A 17,186-nucleotide genomic window follows, 5' to 3' on the forward strand; every position below is an offset into this window, starting at 1 on the left:
CGGCCGTCCCCAGGGGCGGCCGCCGGCCTACGCCCCCGGCGGGCCGGCCGTCCCCAGGGGCGGCCGCCGGCCTACGCGCCCGGTGCGAGCAGGGCGTCGAGCTCGTCGACCGCGTCCGCGCTGCTGAGGAAGACGAGGTCGTCCCCTGCGGCCAGCGGGGTCTCGGGCGACGGCGGGCGCACGTCGCCGCCGTGTACCACCGCGACCAGGACGATCCCCTCGGGCAGCCCCGGCAGCAGGTCGCGCACCGGGCGCCCGGCGTGCGGTGAGCCCGCGGGGAGGGTGAACTCCAGCAGGTCGGTCTCGGACAGCGCCGGTTCCTGGGCGCCCGGCGCGCCCTCGTCCTCCACCGCGATGGGCTCGTCGACCAGCGCGGCGATGAGCCGCGGCGGCGACACCGCCAGGTCCACCCCCCACGCGTCGGTGAACAGCCACTCGTTGCGCGGATCGTTGATCCGCGCGATCACCCGTCCCACCCCGAACTCCCGCTTGGCCAGTAGCGACACCACCAGGTTCACCTTGTCGTCGCTGCTGGCGGCCACCACGGCGTCGAAGCCGGCCAACCGGGCGTCCTCCAGCGAGGCCAGCTCGCAGGCGTCGGCCAGGAGCCATTCCACCCGCGGCAGCTCGTCCACGCCGATGGCCCGGGTATCGCGGTCGATCAGCAGCACCTCGTGGCCGCTGTCACTCAGCTCGGCGGCGATGGAGCGTCCGACACTGCCCGCCCCGGCGATCGCGACCCGCATCTACCGGCCCTGCCTCTCCCCGTCGCGGGCGCCCAGCCGCGCCCTCAGCCCCTGCGCATCGGCGGCGCGCACGAGGAGGTGCAGCACATCCCCGGCGCGCAGTGCCTCATCGCCGCGCGGCAGCAGGATCTCGCCGCCGCGCACCACGTAGGCCACGCGCACCTGAACGGCGGCCTCCAGCCGTTCCACCCGCCGGTCCACCCAGTCGGCGGTCACCGGCGCCTCGGTCAGCACCAGCGTGCCCGAGGGGTCGCGCCACAGCGGCCCGGCGTCCAGCCCTTCGGACCCCGGCACGAGCCGGCGCAGGATGGTGTCGGCGGTCCAGCGCACGGTGCCCACCGTCGGGATGCCCAGCCGCTGGTACACCTCCGCGCGCCGCGGGTCGTAGATGCGCGCCACCACGTTCTCGACCCCGAACGTCTCCCGCGCCACCCGCGCGGAGATGATGTTGGAGTTGTCGCCGCTGCTCACGGCGGCGAACGCCGACGCCTTCTCGATCCCCGCTGCCGTCAGGGCGTCGCGGTCGTGTCCCACCCCGCGGACCGCGGCCTTCGCCGTTGCCGGCCGCAGCCGCCGGAAGGCATCGGGGTCCTGGTCGATCACGGCGACCGTGTGCCCCATGTCCTCCAGCGTGTGCGCGAGCGTCGACCCCACCCGCCCGCAGCCCAATATGACGATGTGCACTGGCCATCCGCTCCCGAGTCCGCATCCGCGGGTACGCGGCACCCCGCACCCGTCCCGTCGGATCTCTACCCAACCATGGATGGGCGCGCCCCTGTGCGGACCCCCTGTGCGGCTGCGGGGCGCCGGGGTGGTCGGCCTCGGCTAGAGTTACCGCTGATGGGCGGTGGCTGTACGCGGGGGTCACCTGCGCGATGCCCGACAGCCCCGTCCGCCGGAGGTCCACTTCCATGAGCAGAATCGGTCACCACCTGGAGTTGCGCGTCGACAGCGCCGCGCACGGCGGGTGGTGCGTGGGGCGCCACGACGACCAGGTCGTCTTCGTCCGCCACGCCCTTCCCGGCGAGCGCGTCCGCGTCCGCGTCACCGAGGAGACCGCGCGCTTCCTGCGGGCCGACGCGGTCGACATCCTGGAGCCCTCGCCCGACCGGGTCGACCCGCCGTGCCGCTTCGCGGGCCCCGGCCGCTGCGGCGGATGCGACTGGCAGCACGCCTCGCTCCCGGCGCAGCGGCGGATCAAGGCGCAGGTCGTCGCCGAGCAGCTGCGCCGCATCGCCGGCATCGAGCGCGACGTCGAGGTCGAGGAGCTCCCGGGCACGCCCGACGGCCTGGGATGGCGCACCCGCGTGCGGTTCGCGGTCGACTCCTCGGGCGCGGCCGGGCTGCGCCGGCACCGCTCCCACGAGCTGGAGCACGTCGACACCTGCGCCATCGCCCACCCCGAGGTCGACCGGCTGGGCGTCACCGACCTGGAGTGGCCCTCGGTCGCCGAGGTCGAGACCGTGGCGTCGGGCACCACCAAGGACAGCGCCGTGATCGTCACGCCGCGCGGCACCAAGCTGCCCGCCCTGCCCACCCCCAAGGCGTCGGCCGCCGTCCTGCGCCGGTTCAAGGGCGGCAAGACCCAGTCGGTGCGGGGCCGCCGCGGTATCCGCGAGAACGTGGGCGGCCGGGAGTTCCGGGTCAGCGCCGGCGGGTTCTGGCAGGTGCACCCCGCTGCCGCGCAGGTCCTCACCGACGCCGTGCTGGCGGCCCTGGAGCCCAAGCCGGGCGAGACCGTCCTCGACCTGTACTGCGGGGCGGGCCTGTTCACCGCGCCCCTTGCCGAAGCCGTGGGCGCCGAGGGCCGGGTCCTGGGCGTCGAGAGCAACCCCGAAGCCGTCCGCGACGCCCAGCACAACCTGCGCGACGTGCCGTGGGCGCGGGTGGAGCGCGCCGACGTCGCCACTCAGCTGCGCGAATGGGTCGACATGCGGGTGGACGTCGCCGTGGTCGACCCGCCGCGGGCCGGCGTGGGCCGCGCGGTGGCCGAGCAGCTCGCCGAGCTGCGCAACCGCCGGGTCGCCTACGTCTCCTGCGACCCCGCGACCCTGGCCCGCGACATCGCGGCCTTCGTCGCCAGCGGGTACACCCTCACGTCGTTGCGCGCGTTCGATGCCTTCCCGATGACCCACCACGTCGAGTGCCTGGCGGTCCTGGACAGGGACTGAAAGGGCTGAGAGGCCGGTCGCGCGGCCGGCCTCACCGGCAGTGGGGGGTGGCGCGCATCCGGGAGACCGGGTCGTCCTCCATCGACGCGAACGCGTCGACCGGGACCGCGGTGCCGATGTAGGGGGCGAGCATCGCCTCGGCGCTCTCCAGGTGCGCGGGGGTGACCTCGATCCCGAGCAGGCCGGCCGCCTGGGCCGTGGTGGTCTGCGGGGAGACCAGCCGGTCCCAGTGCCGGTGGAGCGCCGCGATGACTTCGTCGTCGGGTGTCTCCGACATTGCCACGGCGAGGGCGATGTCGGCCGGGTCGATCGCGGTCTGGTCCTCATAGGTGGGGTAGACGAGGTCCCGGTAGCCCTCGATGCCGTAGGTCGTCATCCACAGGTACAGCGGGAGCCGGGCCTGCCCGGCGAACTTGCACGAGTAGGCGCGGTACTCCGGGGCGCCGAGGGCCACGAGGGCGACCTGGTCGGCGAGGTCGACCCGGGCCTCGGGCCGGTCGTACCAGACGCTGCCGGGGTCGGCGATGCCTTGGGCGATCCAGCCGCCGGAGTCCAGCCTCAGCGGCACGTCGAACGTCACCTGCCGTACGGTCGGCAGCCGGTCGTGCTCCGACTCCGGAACGGCGCGGGCCACCGGTTCCACGGCCTGCCGCCAGTAGGGGACCCAGTGCCCGTACCCCTCGTAGGCGCAGTACGTGATGGCCGAAGGGGTCTGGCACACCATGTCGGCGTCCGGGGCGGACCAGTCGGCCCACTTGCGGATGTCGATCCCCAGCAGCACGCCGTAGCCGTACTGCCCGGCGAAGGTCACCGCCGAGCCCGCGACGCAGATCGCGGCGGCCGTCGCGATCGCGATGGTGTCCCGCCGGCCGCGGCGGTGGCGCAGGAGCGCCACCGTGGCGCAGGCCCCCAGCGCCAGGAGCAGGTAGGCCAGGTGGGTGGGGGCCATCCCCCACCTCCCGGGCTCGTAGGGGTCGGCCGGCTGGACGAGGACGTCGGGCAGGCCGTAGAACTGGTCCACCACGGGCACCGTGATGAAGCGCGCCGCCCCGTAGGCCACGGTGGCGAGGGCGGCGGCGATCATGGCGATCCACGAGCGGGTCCACACCCCGGCGAGGACGCCGAGCGCGCCCCCCACCATCGGCAGGACCACGGGGACGACGAACGCGGTCGTGCTGATGCCGCCCGCGACCGCCACGGGGCCGCGGGGGACGAGCAGCACCGTGAACGAGACGGTTCCCGCCGCGCCGCCGACCAGGAGGGCCGCCGCCAGCAGCGCGACGATGCGGGTCCGGCGGTCCAGCGGCGCGACGACGGAGTGGCCGTGGCGGGCCTCGCGCAGCGCGGGCGGGAAGGCGGCGAAGAACATCCCGGCGGCGATGTACTTCGCGGTGGCGATGGCGTCGTCGACGACGCCGCCCCAGGTCGGCAGCGCGTCGGTTCGCTGAGAGGCCCAGTCCCGGTAGGCGGTCGGCACCAGGACCTCGAGGATGACGACGGTCACCAGCGAGAAGGCGATGGACGCCAGCAGCAGGGGGCTGCGTGCCAGGCGGCGCGACTCGAACGCCACCAGCCGCGCGAAGGACGCGATCACGGCCGGTCCGCGGCCGGAACGTTGGCGGATCCGGTGAGGAGCAGGTAGCCGTCCTCCAGAGTGGGCTCCACGGGTCGGGCGGAGGTCTCATAGCCCGGCGGCGGTTCGGTGGAGCCGGGGGTGAGGACCCGATAGCGGCCGTCGGGGCTGCGCCAGGTCGTGGTGCCGGCCATGGGGCGCTCGGGCAGCGACCACACGCGGCCCTTGGCGCGCCGGGTCAGCTCGGCCGGGGTCCCGGAGAAGACGAGCCGCCCCTCGTCGAGCACGAGCACCCGCGTGCACAGCGCCGCGACGTCCTCGATCTGGTGGGTGGACAGCACAGCGGTGCGCGTGGTGCCGAACTCCGAGATCAGGTCGCGGAAGCGGATGCGCTGCTCGGGGTCGAGCCCGATGGTGGGCTCGTCGAGCAGGAGCAGGCGGGGCTCGCCCAGCAGCGCCCCCGCCAGTGCCAGGCGCTGGCGCATGCCGCCGGAGAGCCGGCGGATGCGGCTGTGCCGCCGGTCGTAGAGGGCGACCGTCGCCAGCACCCGGCGCACTTCGTCGTGGCGGGCGCGGCGCCCGCCCAGCTCCTTGAGCACCGCGAGGTAGTCGAGCAGGCCGAACACCGTGAAGTGGGGGTAGAGCGAGGGGTTCTGCGGCAGGTGGCCGAGTTGGCGGCGGATCGCCGTGCGGTCGGCGGTGGCGGCCGGGGACAGGCCCAGGATCCGCAGCTCGCCGCCGCCGGGGTCGAGGTCGGTGGCCAGGCAGCGCAGCAGGGTGGTCTTGCCCGCCCCGTTGCGGCCCAGCAGCCCGGTGACACCGCAGCCGATGTCCAGGGTGAGGTCGTTGAGGGCGGTGTGGAGTCCGAAGCGCTTGGTCAGGCCGCGGGCGGTCACGATGGTGCCCGCGGGTGCGCTCGTGGTCGGCATCGGTCGTCGGTCTTTCCCGGGCTCAGGCGCGCTTGGCGCGGACGATGACGATGAGGTAGAGCGTGAGGGTCGCGGCGAGCGCGACCGCCCACGCCCCCTGCGCCTCGGGCGCGAAGAAGTGGGCGGGGACGGCCCGGCGCTCCACGGTGCTCACGGCGAGCGCGACCAGCCAGCCCCCGGCGATCATCGCGCTGGAGACACCGAGGTTGAGCCACCGGGTCAGGGCCAGGGACCCCGCGACCAGGGTCAGCGCCGGCAGCAGCCAGGCGACCGGCCCCCATTCGGGCCCCCTGCCGGGCAGCAGCAGCGCCGCGACCGTGCACAGGGCCAGGGCGGGGACCAGGACCGCCAGGGCGCGCACGAACAGCAGGCGCTGCCCCGCCATGGGCGTGACGCCGGTGAACTCGTGAGCGGGGTCGACCGTGCGCCCGTAGGCCAGCGCCACCCCGCCCAGCGGCAGCACCGGGGCCAGGAAGTAGAACAGCAGCGATCCGCCGTTCATCGTGTAGGCAGTGACCAGCGCGCAGCCCAGGACCGCCACCATCGCCACCAGCCAGGCGCGGTAGAGCGTGGGTGTGGCCACGAGCAGGCGGGCGGTGCCCTCGTTGATGCCGAGTGCCGTCAGCAGGCGCTCCAGCAGCCCGCGGCGCGGCCGGTCGACGACGTCGCGCAGGTCGGCCCAGCTCGACTGGAGCCAGTCGTCGTCGCCGGGCAGGTTCGCGCGGCAGGTGGCACAGTGCATGAGGTGTGCTTCCACTGACATGGCGATCGCGTCGTCCGCTCTTCCGGTCGAGTAGTCCGTGAGTTGCCGGGAAGTGAGGTGCCAGGTCATGTCAGCTGCTCCCGGAGCTTGGCCTTGGCCCGCATGACGCGGGTCTTGACGGTTCCTTCGGGGACACCGAGGATCTGCGCGGCCTCGCGGACGGTGAGTCCGTCGAGGATCGTCGCTTGGAGGGCTCTGCGTAGTTCCGGGGAGAGGTTGTTGAGGGCGATCCCGAGCGGGCCGTGCTCGATCCGGAGCAGCACGAGGTCCTCGGCGGAGGCCTCACCGATGGGCTCGTAGGGCAGGGGGTCGGACTCGGCGAGCCAGCGGTTGGCGCTCTTGCGGAGCTGGCTGATGAGCTGGCGGATCGCGATCGTCCAGATCCAGGCGCCGGCGTCGCCGTCGGCCGAGCGGGGGGTGAAGGACGCGGCGTTCTTCCAGACGGCCAGGAACGTCTCCTGGACCGCCGCATCGACGAGGTCGGGGTCGGAACATCGGTAGCGCAGCCGCGCGCGCAGCCAGGGGGCGTGCCGTCGGTGCAGGACCTCCAGTGCGGCGGTCTCGCCGGATCCCACGGCGGCCAGGAGCTCGGCGTCCGAGCCGTCGGGATCGTAGTCGGGGGCGCGCTTTGCGCGGCGGAACAGCTTCACGGTGCTCTTATCGCAGGGGTGAGGGGAATCGGTTCACGGGACCGGTGGATCGGTCGGCCGACTTTGACGCTATCCGGTCGCCGAGCCGGGGGCGACCCCCATCTGTGCTTGTGTGGACAGGTCGGCGCCGGTGGTGCGGCGGGGGAGAATGGGGCGCATGCGTTTGAGGATTTTCACCGAACCGCAGCAGGGTGCGTCCTACGACATGCTGCTGGCGGTGGCCAAGGCGACCGAGGAGACCGGGTTCGATGCGTTCTTCCGGTCGGACCACTATCTGAAGATGGGCGACGTCGACGGCCTTCCGGGGCCGACCGACGCCTGGATCACGCTGGCCGGGCTGGCGCGGGAGACCTCGCGGGTGCGCCTGGGCACGCTGATGACGGCGGCGACCTTCCGGCACCCCGGGCCGCTGGCGATCAGCGTCGCGCAGGTGGACCGGATGAGCGGCGGGCGCGTGGAGCTGGGCTTCGGGGCCGGGTGGTTCGAGGCCGAGCACACCGCCTACGGCATCCCGTTCCCGGCGACGGCCCGCGAGCGGTTCGACCGGTTCGAGGAGCAGCTCGACGTCATCACCGGGCTGTGGGGGACCCCGCTGGGTGAGACGTTCGACTACGACGGACGCCACTACCGCCTCTCCGGCGCGCCCGGCCTGCCCAAGCCGTCGCAGCCGCGCCCGCCGGTGCTGATCGGCGGCACGGGGCCCACGCGCACCCCGCGGCTGGCCGCGGCCCACGCCGACGAGTACAACGTCCCCTTCTCCTCGGTCGAGGACACCGCCGCGGCCTTCGAGCGCACCCGCGCGGCGGTGAAGGCGATCGGCCGCACCGCCCCGATGGTGTATTCGGCGGCGCAGGTGCTGTGCTGCGGGCGCGATGACGCCGAGGTCGCCCGGCGCGCGGAGGCGATCGGGCGCGACCCGGAGGAGCTGCGGCGCAACGGCCTGGCGGGTACCCCGGCCGAGCTGGTCGACAAGATCGGCCGGTTCGCCGAGATCGGTGCCGAGCGCATGTACCTCCAGGTGCTCGACCTGTCCGACCTCGACCACTTGGAGCTGGTCGCCTCGCAGGTGGCGCCGCAGGTCGCATAGCGGCGCGGCGGCGCCGGAATAACTTGATATCGAGATACTTGTCCGATAGCTTGATATCGAGATAAACACCTGAATCACTGAGCATGCCGGAGGGGCGCCTGCACGGCACCCCTCCGGCCGGCGGGAAACACCCGGCGTGTGAGGTTGGCCGCTGCCGCGGCGGGTAGCCGCGCAGGCAGGCCCGGACCGGCAACGGGCACGGCACCGGCACGCCGCACCGTCACCGCTGATGGAACCGGGCCGCCGGCACGCCGCACGATGGTCCGGCCGCGGTCCGCGGGTCATCTGCTTAGGGCAGCCTCAGTGATGTCCCGGCGCCCCTGCTACGGCAGGATGCTGGGAGAAAGTGGCGAGATCAGGAGGCAATCACCGTGTCCGCGAACAGCTTCGGCAGCCGTGACACGCTCCGCGTTGGCGACGAATCGTATGAGATCTTCCGCCTGGACGCCGTCGACGGCGCCGGGCGGCTTCCCTACAGCCTGAAGGTGCTGCTGGAGAACCTCCTCCGCACCGAGGACGGCGCGAACGTCACCGCCGAGCACATCCGGGCCCTCGGCAACTGGGACCCCCAGGCCCAGCCGAACCAGGAGATCCAGTTCACCCCCGCGCGGGTGATCATGCAGGACTTCACCGGCGTCCCGTGCGTCGTCGACCTCGCCACCATGCGCGAGGCCGTCAACGACCTCGGCGGCGACCCGGACAAGATCAACCCCTTGGCCCCGGCCGAGCTCGTGATCGATCACTCCGTGATCGTCGACATCTTCGGCCGGCCCGACGCCTTCGAGCGCAACGTCGAGATCGAGTACGAGCGCAACCGCGAGCGCTACCAGTTCCTGCGCTGGGGCCAGACCGCCTTCGACGAGTTCAAGGTCGTCCCGCCCGGCACCGGCATCGTCCACCAGGCCAACATCGAGCACCTGGCCCGCGTCGCCATGGTCCGCAACGGCCAGGTCTACCCCGACACCTGTGTGGGCACCGACTCCCACACCACCATGCAGAACGGTCTGGGCATCCTGGGCTGGGGCGTGGGCGGCATCGAGGCCGAGGCCGCCATGCTCGGCCAGCCGATCTCCATGCTCATCCCGCGCGTGGTCGGCTTCAAGCTGACCGGCGAGCTCGCGCCCGGCACCACCGCCACCGACCTGGTGCTGACCATCACCGAGATGCTGCGCAAGCACGGCGTCGTCGGCAAGTTCGTGGAGTTCTACGGCGACGGCGTCGCCGCCGTGCCGCTGGCCAACCGCGCCACCATCGGCAACATGAGCCCGGAGTTCGGCTCCACCGCCGCGATCTTCCCGATCGACGACGAGACCATCCGGTACATGAAGCTCACCGGCCGCAGCGCCGCCCAGACCGCGCTGGTCGAGGCCTACGCCAAGGAGCAGGGCCTCTGGCACGACGCCGGCCACGAGCCCGTCTACTCCGAGTACCTGGAACTCGACCTCTCCGAGGTCGTGCCCTCCATCGCCGGCCCCAAGCGCCCGCAGGACCGCATCGCCCTGTCGGCCGCCAAGCAGACCTGGCGCCACGACGTCGCCAACTACGTCTCCGACCGGGTCGAGGAGTCCAGCGACGAGTCCTTCCCGGCCTCCGACGCGCCCTCGCAGTCCGCCAACGGCGACCAGCGCCCGCGCCGCGCGGTCAAGGTCACCCTGGCCGACGGCACCGAGACCGAGCTCGACCACGGTGCCGTGGTGATCGCCGCGATCACCTCGTGCACCAACACCTCCAACCCGTCGGTCATGCTCGGCGCCGCGCTGCTCGCCAAGAACGCCGTCGAGAAGGGCCTGACCCGCAAGCCGTGGGTCAAGACCTCGCTCGCGCCCGGCTCCAAGGTCGTCACCGACTACTACGAGCGCTCCGGCCTCACGCCCTACCTGGACAAGCTCGGGTTCAACCTGGTCGGCTACGGCTGCACCACCTGCATCGGCAACTCCGGCCCCCTGCCGGAGGAGATCTCCGCCGCCGTCCAGAACAACGACCTCGCGGTCACGGCGGTCCTCTCGGGCAACCGCAACTTCGAGGGCCGGATCAACCCCGACGTCAAGATGAACTACCTCGCGTCGCCGCCGCTGGTCGTGGCCTACGCGCTGGCCGGCTCGCTGGACGTCGACATCACCACCGAGCCGCTGGGCACCGGGACCGACGGCGAGCCGGTCTACCTCGCCGACATCTGGCCCTCGCCCGAGGACGTCCAGGCCGTCATGGACGGGGCGATCGCCTCGGACATGTACGAGTCCGCCTACTCCGACGTGTTCGCCGGCGACGAGCGGTGGCGCTCGCTGCCCACCCCGACCGGGGCCACCTTCGAGTGGGCCGACGACTCCACCTACGTCCGCAAGCCCCCGTACTTCGAGGGCATGGCCACCACGCCCGCGCCGGTCACCGACATCTCCGGCGCCCGCGTCCTGGCCAAGCTCGGCGACTCGGTCACCACCGACCACATCTCGCCGGCCGGCGCCATCAAGCCGGGCACACCGGCCGCCGACTACCTCAAGGCGCACGGCGTCGAGCGCAGGGACTTCAACTCCTACGGGTCCCGGCGCGGCAACCACGAGGTGATGATCCGCGGCACGTTCGCCAACATCCGCCTGCGCAACCAGATCGCGCCGGGCACCGAGGGCGGCTACACCCGCGACTTCACCCAGGAGGGCGCCCCGGTGTCCTTCATCTACGACGCGGCGCAGAACTACGCGGCGCAGGGCACCCCGCTGGTGGTGCTCGGCGGCAAGGAGTACGGCTCCGGCTCCTCGCGCGACTGGGCGGCCAAGGGCACCAGCCTGCTGGGCGTCCGCGCGGTGATCACCGAGTCCTACGAGCGCATCCACCGGTCCAACCTGATCGGCATGGGCGTGCTCCCGCTCCAGTTCCCGCAGGGGCAGTCGGCGGACTCCCTCGGCCTCACCGGTGAGGAGACCTTCTCCATCACCGGCGTCACCGAGCTGAACGAGGGCCGCATCCCCGCCACGGTGAAGGTGACCACGGACACCGGCGTCGAGTTCGACGCCGACGTCCGCATCGACACCCCCGGCGAGGCCGACTACTACCGCAACGGCGGCATCCTCCAGTACGTGCTCCGCCAGCTCATCGCGGAGTAACCAGGGGTCGTCAGGGGCGAACGCCCCGCCCGCCGTCCCGGGACCGGCCCGTCCGGCCCCGGGGCGGCGGCATCTCCGGGCCACCCGGTCCCGCACAGCGGCACGCGAGCGCCGCCGCGCCACCATGGTGCGGCGGCGCTCCGCTTTCGAGCGGAGAGCCGACGAGCGAGCGGAGGCGGCGCTGTAATCGGCCGCAGGCCCCTCCGCGGGGCCGTTGGAGCGGAGCGAGGAGGCGAGCGCGCCCAAGGGCGCGGCGTGTGGGCCCTCTGCCCCGGGAAAGTCCCTGTCGCGCGCGGGACGCCTTCGCTAGGGTCGCCAAAATGAGACCTGATGACATCGTCCGGCTCCATTCCCTCAGCGCACCCGCCCTCGCCCCCGACGGGCGGAGTGCGGTGGTGGCCCTCTCCCGGCCCGATCTCGGCACCGACGCCTACCGCGGCGCACTGTGGTCGGTGCCCACCGGCGGCGACGCCGAGCCCCGGCGGCTGACCAACGGGCCGCTCGACAGCGGGCCCGTCTTCTCGCCCGACGGCCAGTGGCTGGCGTTCCTGCGCGCCGATGCGGGTCCGGCGCAGCTGCACGTGATGGCCACCGGCGGCGGCGAGCCCTGGCAGGTCACCGACCACCCCCTCGGCGTCGAGGGGCCGCAGTGGAGCCCCGACTCCCGGCGGATCGCCTACGCCGCCCGGGTGCCCGAGGAGGGGCGCTACGGCGGCGACCCGGCCAAGGAGCCGCCGCGCCGGATCACCGGCCTGCGCTACCGGTACGACGGCGTCGGGTTCACCAACGACCGGCGGTTCCACGTCTTCACCGCCGACCCGCACCGGGCACGCGCGCAGGGTCCCGGGACGCCGGAGCGGATCACCGAGGGCGACTACGACCACCGCAGCGTCGCCTGGAGCCCCGACGGCGCGCTGCTGGCGTTCGAGGCGGCGCGCCACGAGGGGCGCGACGGCGACCACGCGTCCGACGTCTGGGTGTGCGCGCCCGACGGATCGGGCCTGCGCCGCGTCACGGGCACCGGCCACATCGTCGAGACCGTGCGGTTCGCCCCCGATGGCCGCGCCCTCTTGTTCACCGGCACCGATGTCAGCGAGAACCACGCCTGGCACGTCGCCCGCCATGTGGGCCTGTGGTCGGTGCCGGTGGACGGCTCGGCGAAGCCGCGGCCGCTCTTCCCCGAGGAGGACCACCACATCGCGCCCGGAGGCGTCCCGGTCGCCACCGACGACGGCATCCTGGTGCCCGTGGAGCGGCGCGGCGCGGTCGAGCTCCTGCGGGTGCCCTACGAGGACGGGGAGCCTGCCGCGGTCGTCACTGGGCCGAGGCAGGTGCAGGCGGCGGCGTCCGCGAGGGGCACGGTCGTGGCGACCGTCGCCGACGCCGCGAGCTCCGGCGAGCTGGTGCGCATCGACGGCGGTGAGCGGGCGCTGACCGCCTTCGCCGAGGGCATCTCCCCGCTCCCGCTGGAGGAGATCACCACGGCGGCGCCCGACGGCCACCCCGTGCACGGCTGGCTCGTCCGCCCCGAGGGGCCCGGCCCGCACCCGGTCCTGCTGATGATCCACGGCGGGCCGTTCCGCCAGTACGGGTGGCAGCTCTTCGACGAGGCCCAGGTCTACGCGGGCGCCGGCTACGCCGTGGTCATGGGCAACCCGCGGGGGTCCTCCGGCTACGGGCAGGCGCACGGCAAGGCCGTGACCGGCGACGTCGGCCGGGTGTCGGCGATCGACCTGCTGGCGCTGCTGGACGCGGCGCTGGAGCGCGGCGGGCTGGACGCATCGCGCGCGGGGGTGCTGGGCGGGTCGCACGGCGGGTTCATGACCACGTGGCTGGCGGCCCACCACGGCGACCGGTTCAAGGCGGCCATCACCGAGCGCGCGGTCAACGCCATCGACAGCTTCCACGGCACCAGCGACGAGGGGTGGACGTTCGCCTTCGACCTCTACGGGCCCGACCCCTCCGGCTGGACCGCGCAGAGCCCGCTCACCCACGCCGGCAAGATCGCCATCCCGACCCTGATCATCCACGCGGAGCAGGACTACCGCTGCCCCCTCGAACAGGCGCAGCGGCTGTTCGTCGCCCTCAAGCTCCGCGGCGTCGAGACCGAGATGCTCCTCTTCCCGGGCGAGGGCCACGAGATGTCCCGCTCGGGCCTGCCCAGCCACCGCGTCGCCCGCTTCGAGGCCATCCTCGACTGGTGGTCCCGCCACCTGTGACCCACCCCGGCTCGTGGGCCGGCCCCACCGGCCGCCCCACGAGCCGCCGCGCTCGCGCAGGTCAGGGGTGGGCGTCGCAGCGGAGCAGCCCGGCACTGGACACGATGCGCTCCACCGTCTCCGCCAGGGCGCTGTCGGGGCCGATGACCTGTTCATCCGCCGCGGGGATCAGGTCCAGGCGCCGGTACCAGCTCCGCATCTCCGCCTCCCCGAACTCCCGGGACTGCGGCCGGGTGGCGTGGCGCCGCACCGTCTCGGCGAAGGGGACGTCGAGGTAGCAGAAGGAGCTGCGCCCCGCGTGGTCGGCGCGCAGGGCGGTGAGCATCGCGCCGTAGCGTCCGGCGTCCAGGATGCCTTCGACGACGACGTGGTATCCGGCGTCGAGCGCGTAGCGCGCGATGGTGTCGATCAGCCCGATGTTGGCCGCGCCGGGGAGGTCCTTCTCCCGCAGGATCGTCCGCCGGACGTCGTCCTGGGACACCAGGGCCACGCCCCGCCCGTAGCGCTCCCGTATCCGGCGCGCCACGGTGCTCTTGCCCGATCCGGAGTTCCCCCGGATCACGATCAGGACCGTCTCGGCCGAACCGACGCGCACACCCCAACGGTAGCGCCCGGTCCGGCCCCTCCAGGTCAGTCCTGCCGGATCGGGTGGGTGGCGGTGTCCAGGATGATGTCGGCGTGCTCGCGGGGGCGGTGGCGGGTGTAGAACGTCTCTTCCTGGGCGGACCACATGTCGCGGAACGGGGCGTAGGCGGCGGCGTCGGCGCGGTGGTCCAGGCGGGTGCGGCGGATGTGGGCCGGGGCGTGCACCCAGACCAGCAGGGACAGGTAGGGGCGCAGGTCGCGGGCGCCCGCGCCGCAGCCTTCGAGGATCAGGGTGTCGCCGATGTCGCCCCCGAGACCGGTCCATTCCGCGTGGCGGCCGCGGTCCCAGTCGAAGCGGCGCCACCGCGGCCGGCGTCCGCGGGCGAAGGGCTCCAGCACCTGATCGCGGGCCAGGGGGACGGCCGCCGCCAGCCCCGGCCAGCCGGGGTAGAGGTCGTCCATGTGCACCACCGGGCAGCCGATCCGCTCGGCCAGCCGGGCGGCGAGGAGGGTCTTGCCCGACCCCGACCGCCCCTCGATCGCGAGCACGCGGCGGTGCCCGGCCCGTGCGGGGGCCGCGGACAGGGCGCCGGCGATGGCGGACGCACCGCCGGCTGCGGGGACGGATGGTGCGGACACGGCACGCAGCCTACCCGTCCCAGCGATGAATTCAACTCTTGTAAGCTCGCTTCCACCAGCGGGGCCCGCCTTCACCGCTGCCCGACCGCAGAGCCAGGGAGACGACCGTGACCGTCGACGCGACACCGGGATCCCAGGCCGCGCTGCGGCGCGCGAACCAGCAGCGGGTGGTCGAGGCGCTGCGGTCGGCGGGCACGCTCACCCAGGCCGAGATCGCGCGGGTCACGGGGCTCTCGCCGGCCAGCGTCTCCAACATCGTGCGCACCCTGCGCGCCACCGGGACCGTCACCGTGCGCGAGACCTCCTCCAACGGGCGCCGGGCGCGCGCGATCACGCTGGTGCGCCCGCCCGGGGCGGTGGTCGCCATCGACTTCTCGACGTCGCGCCTGGCCGTGGCGCTGGGCGACAGCCACGGCGGGCTGCTGGCGCGCGAGGCCATCGCCTACGACGTCGCCGCCGACCCCGAGCGGGGGGTGCGCCGCGCGGTGTGGCTGGTCGAGACGGTGCTCGCCGCGGCGCGGGTCGACCACTCCACGGTGGTCTCCGTGGCCGCCTCCGTCCCCGGCCCGGTCGACCTCGCCACCGGTGAGATCGGGACGGTCACCTGCATGCCCCGCTGGGCGGGGTTCCGCCCCGCCGCCGCGCTGGCCGAGCGCCTGTCGCTGCCGGTCACGGCCGAGAACGACGCCAACCTCAGCGCGCTCGCCGAGACCGCCACGGGATCCGGGGCCGGTGTCGAGCACCTCATCTACGTGCAGCTCGGCGAGGGGGTGGGGGCCGGCATCGTCGTGGGCGGGCGGCTGTTCCGCGGGGCCGGCGGCACCGCGGGCGAGATCGGGCACATCGGGCTGGACGAGCGCGGGCAGGTCTGCCGCTGCGGCAACCGCGGATGCCTGGAGACCCAGGTGGGGGCGCCGTACCTGCTCGGCATGCTGCCGCAGCAGGCGACCGGCGGGGCGCCCACCACCGTCGCCGAGCTGGTGCGCGCCGCCGGCGACGGCGACCCGGGGTGCCGCCGCATCGTCGCCGAGGCCGGGACCGCCCTGGGGCGGGGGCTGGCGATCCTGGCCAACACCTTCAACCCCGAGATGGTGATCGTCGGCGGGGCGCTCACCGGCGCCGGCGACGCGCTGCTGGCGCCGGTCCGCCGGACCATGGAGCTGGGCACGCTGGGCAGCGCCCTGCGGGATCTGCGGATCGTCCCGGGAGCGCTCGGCGACCAGGCGGCGCTCCGGGGCGCGTTGCGCCTGGCAGCGGCTTCGGTCGAGTAGCGACCGCCAACCGGTCCGGGCGGCCGCCCGCGAAAGGGAAAGAACATTTCCGATGCCGAACCGGGGCTGAGCTGCACGGACATTGAATTCACCGTGTGAAGTCAATGAACGTGACATTTCTGCGATGTGTTCAACTCTTGACGCCAAGCCCACGACGGGTTTGACTTCCGGCAACGGCCGACCGAGTGACCCAGCACACGTTGCGGTGCCGGGTTCCCCCATACATCCGGCTCGGCGGCCTTCCGGAGGAGGTCGAACCTTGAACAAGCGAAGCGGAAGCGCATCCCGCGCCGCGGTCGGCGCCGCGGCGGCGCTGGTCCTGCTCGCGACCGGCTGCGGCGCCATCACGAACGACGGCGCGGCCCAGGCCGGCGACAACACTGTGGAGGAGGGCTTCAGCGTCGGCCTCCTGCTGCCCGAATCCAAGACCGCACGGTATGAGAGGTTCGACCGCCCCTATTTCGAAGAGGCGCTGACCGAGCTCTGTGCCGAGTGCGACCTGCTGTACCAGAACGCCGACCAGGAGACCGCGCGCCAGCAGTCCCAGGCCGAGGCCATGCTCACCGACGGCGTCGACGTCCTCGTCCTGGACGCCGTCGACTCCGCCGCCGCGGCCACCATCGTCACCCAGGCCCAGAACCAGGGCGTGCCCGTGGTGGCCTACGACCGGCTCGCCGAGGGCGGCGTCGACTACTACACCTCCTTCGACAACCGGCGGGTCGGCGAGGTACAGGCCGAATCGCTGCTGGAGGCGCTGGAGGCGGAGGAGGCCGGCGACGACGCCCAGATCGTCATGATCAACGGCTCGCCGACCGACCCCAACGCCGGCGACTTCAAGGCCGGCGCCCACGACGTGCTCGACGGCCAGGTCGACATCGCCGCCGAATACGACACCCCCGACTGGTCGCCCGACCGCGCCCAGACCCAGATGGACCAGGCCATCACCTCCGTCGGCGCCGACAACATCGCGGGCGTCTACTCCGCCAACGACGGCATGTCCGCCGGCATCGTGGCCGCGCTCAAGAGCGCCGGCGTCGAGGACCTGCCCCCCATCACCGGCCAGGACGCCGAGATCGCCGGCATCCAGCGCGTCATCGCCGGCGAGCAGTACATGACCATCTACAAGATGATCCGCCCCGAGGCCGAAGCCGCCGCCGCCATGGCCGTCGCCGCCGCCACAGGCGAGGAGTACGACGGCGGCGAGACCGGTCTCACCGAGGTCGAGGACGAAGCCGGCAACGCCATCCCCTCCGTGCTGATCGACCCGATCGCCGTCACCGAGGAGGACGTCGCCGACACCGTGATCTCCGACGGCGTCTACACCGTCGAGGAGATCTGCACCGACGACTACGCCGACACCGACTTCTGCACCGAGGCCGACGGCGAATAGGCCGGGCTCCGGGCACACGGGGCTCCGGGCCGGCGCCCCGCCCGGCAGGCCCACCGGGGGGGGGC

The 17,186-nt window shown here is 73.3% G+C and carries 14 protein-coding genes; 6 read left to right on the forward strand and 8 right to left on the reverse strand.

From position 1 onward, the window contains the following. Window positions 1-71 precede the first annotated feature (71 nt). Together ACFOVU_RS17695 and ACFOVU_RS17700 are read right to left on the reverse strand one after the other, a co-directional pair. Window positions 72-746 carry a potassium channel family protein gene (locus ACFOVU_RS17695; RefSeq protein ID WP_378535021.1) on the reverse strand — a complete coding sequence of 225 codons (675 nt, stop codon included), beginning with the start codon at window positions 744-746 and terminating at the stop codon, window positions 72-74. After that, complete coding sequence (locus ACFOVU_RS17700) at window positions 747-1,430, reverse strand: potassium channel family protein (protein ID WP_378535023.1); 684 nt, start codon at window positions 1,428-1,430, stop codon at window positions 747-749. It abuts the gene before it with no gap. A gap of 227 nt (window positions 1,431-1,657) precedes the next feature. Between ACFOVU_RS17700 and ACFOVU_RS17705 the strand changes: the two genes are divergently transcribed. After that, on the forward strand, window positions 1,658-2,917 hold the full coding sequence (locus tag ACFOVU_RS17705; RefSeq protein WP_378535025.1) for a class I SAM-dependent RNA methyltransferase: 1,260 nt from the start codon (window positions 1,658-1,660) through the stop codon (window positions 2,915-2,917). A 31-nt stretch (window positions 2,918-2,948) separates the two neighbouring features. On the opposite strand, the gene ACFOVU_RS17710 is transcribed toward ACFOVU_RS17705, so the two are convergent. Genes ACFOVU_RS17710 through ACFOVU_RS17725 form a run of 4 tightly spaced genes read right to left on the reverse strand, consistent with a single transcriptional unit; the run spans window position 2,949 to window position 6,832 of the window. After that, the gene (locus tag ACFOVU_RS17710) at window positions 2,949-4,511 is read right to left on the reverse strand and encodes a hypothetical protein (RefSeq protein WP_378535027.1); all 1,563 of its coding nucleotides are present in this window, start codon (window positions 4,509-4,511) and stop codon (window positions 2,949-2,951) included. Then, window positions 4,508-5,419, reverse strand: a complete 912-nt coding sequence (locus tag ACFOVU_RS17715; protein ID WP_378535029.1) for an ATP-binding cassette domain-containing protein — start codon at window positions 5,417-5,419, stop codon at window positions 4,508-4,510. The genes ACFOVU_RS17710 and ACFOVU_RS17715 overlap by 4 nt, the downstream gene beginning before the upstream one ends. A gap of 22 nt (window positions 5,420-5,441) precedes the next feature. Then, window positions 5,442-6,251 carry a zf-HC2 domain-containing protein gene (locus ACFOVU_RS17720; RefSeq protein WP_378535031.1) on the reverse strand — a complete coding sequence of 270 codons (810 nt, stop codon included), beginning with the start codon at window positions 6,249-6,251 and terminating at the stop codon, window positions 5,442-5,444. Beyond that, window positions 6,248-6,832, reverse strand: coding sequence for an RNA polymerase sigma factor (locus ACFOVU_RS17725; RefSeq protein ID WP_378535033.1), 585 nt, complete (start codon window positions 6,830-6,832; stop codon window positions 6,248-6,250). Before ACFOVU_RS17725 ends, ACFOVU_RS17720 begins: the two co-directional genes overlap by 4 nt. A gap of 157 nt (window positions 6,833-6,989) precedes the next feature. Between ACFOVU_RS17725 and ACFOVU_RS17730 the strand changes: the two genes are divergently transcribed. The 3 genes from ACFOVU_RS17730 to ACFOVU_RS17740 all read left to right on the forward strand — a co-directional run bounded on the left by ACFOVU_RS17730 (window position 6,990) and on the right by ACFOVU_RS17740 (window position 13,236). Next, a complete protein-coding gene (locus ACFOVU_RS17730; protein WP_378535035.1) occupies window positions 6,990-7,919 on the forward strand; it encodes an LLM class F420-dependent oxidoreductase in 930 nt (309 codons plus the stop codon). 371 nt (window positions 7,920-8,290) lie between these two features. Further along, window positions 8,291-11,017 carry an aconitate hydratase AcnA gene (gene acnA, locus ACFOVU_RS17735; RefSeq protein ID WP_378535037.1) on the forward strand — a complete coding sequence of 909 codons (2,727 nt, stop codon included), beginning with the start codon at window positions 8,291-8,293 and terminating at the stop codon, window positions 11,015-11,017. A gap of 320 nt (window positions 11,018-11,337) precedes the next feature. Next, window positions 11,338-13,236 (forward strand): S9 family peptidase, encoded by a 1,899-nt coding sequence (locus ACFOVU_RS17740; protein ID WP_378535039.1) that lies wholly within the window; start codon window positions 11,338-11,340, stop codon window positions 13,234-13,236. A 61-nt stretch (window positions 13,237-13,297) separates the two neighbouring features. Here ACFOVU_RS17740 and ACFOVU_RS17745 read toward each other — a convergent pair whose 3' ends face one another. Both ACFOVU_RS17745 and ACFOVU_RS17750 read right to left on the reverse strand, forming a co-directional pair. Further along, a complete protein-coding gene (locus tag ACFOVU_RS17745) occupies window positions 13,298-13,831 on the reverse strand; it encodes a kinase (RefSeq protein WP_378535041.1) in 534 nt (177 codons plus the stop codon). A gap of 35 nt (window positions 13,832-13,866) precedes the next feature. After that, window positions 13,867-14,460, reverse strand: a complete 594-nt coding sequence (locus ACFOVU_RS17750; RefSeq protein WP_378535043.1) for a hypothetical protein — start codon at window positions 14,458-14,460, stop codon at window positions 13,867-13,869. 107 nt (window positions 14,461-14,567) lie between these two features. On the opposite strand from ACFOVU_RS17750, the gene ACFOVU_RS17755 reads away from it, so the two are divergent. Together ACFOVU_RS17755 and ACFOVU_RS17760 are read left to right on the forward strand one after the other, a co-directional pair. After that, the gene (locus ACFOVU_RS17755; RefSeq protein WP_378535044.1) at window positions 14,568-15,731 is read left to right on the forward strand and encodes an ROK family transcriptional regulator; all 1,164 of its coding nucleotides are present in this window, start codon (window positions 14,568-14,570) and stop codon (window positions 15,729-15,731) included. 259 nt (window positions 15,732-15,990) lie between these two features. Then, window positions 15,991-17,121, forward strand: a complete 1,131-nt coding sequence (locus ACFOVU_RS17760; RefSeq protein WP_378535046.1) for a substrate-binding domain-containing protein — start codon at window positions 15,991-15,993, stop codon at window positions 17,119-17,121. Window positions 17,122-17,186 lie beyond the last annotated feature (65 nt).

The sequence above is a fragment of the Nocardiopsis sediminis genome (assembly GCF_042650565.1).
Classification (GTDB): domain Bacteria; phylum Actinomycetota; class Actinomycetes; order Streptosporangiales; family Streptosporangiaceae; genus Nocardiopsis_B; species Nocardiopsis_B sediminis.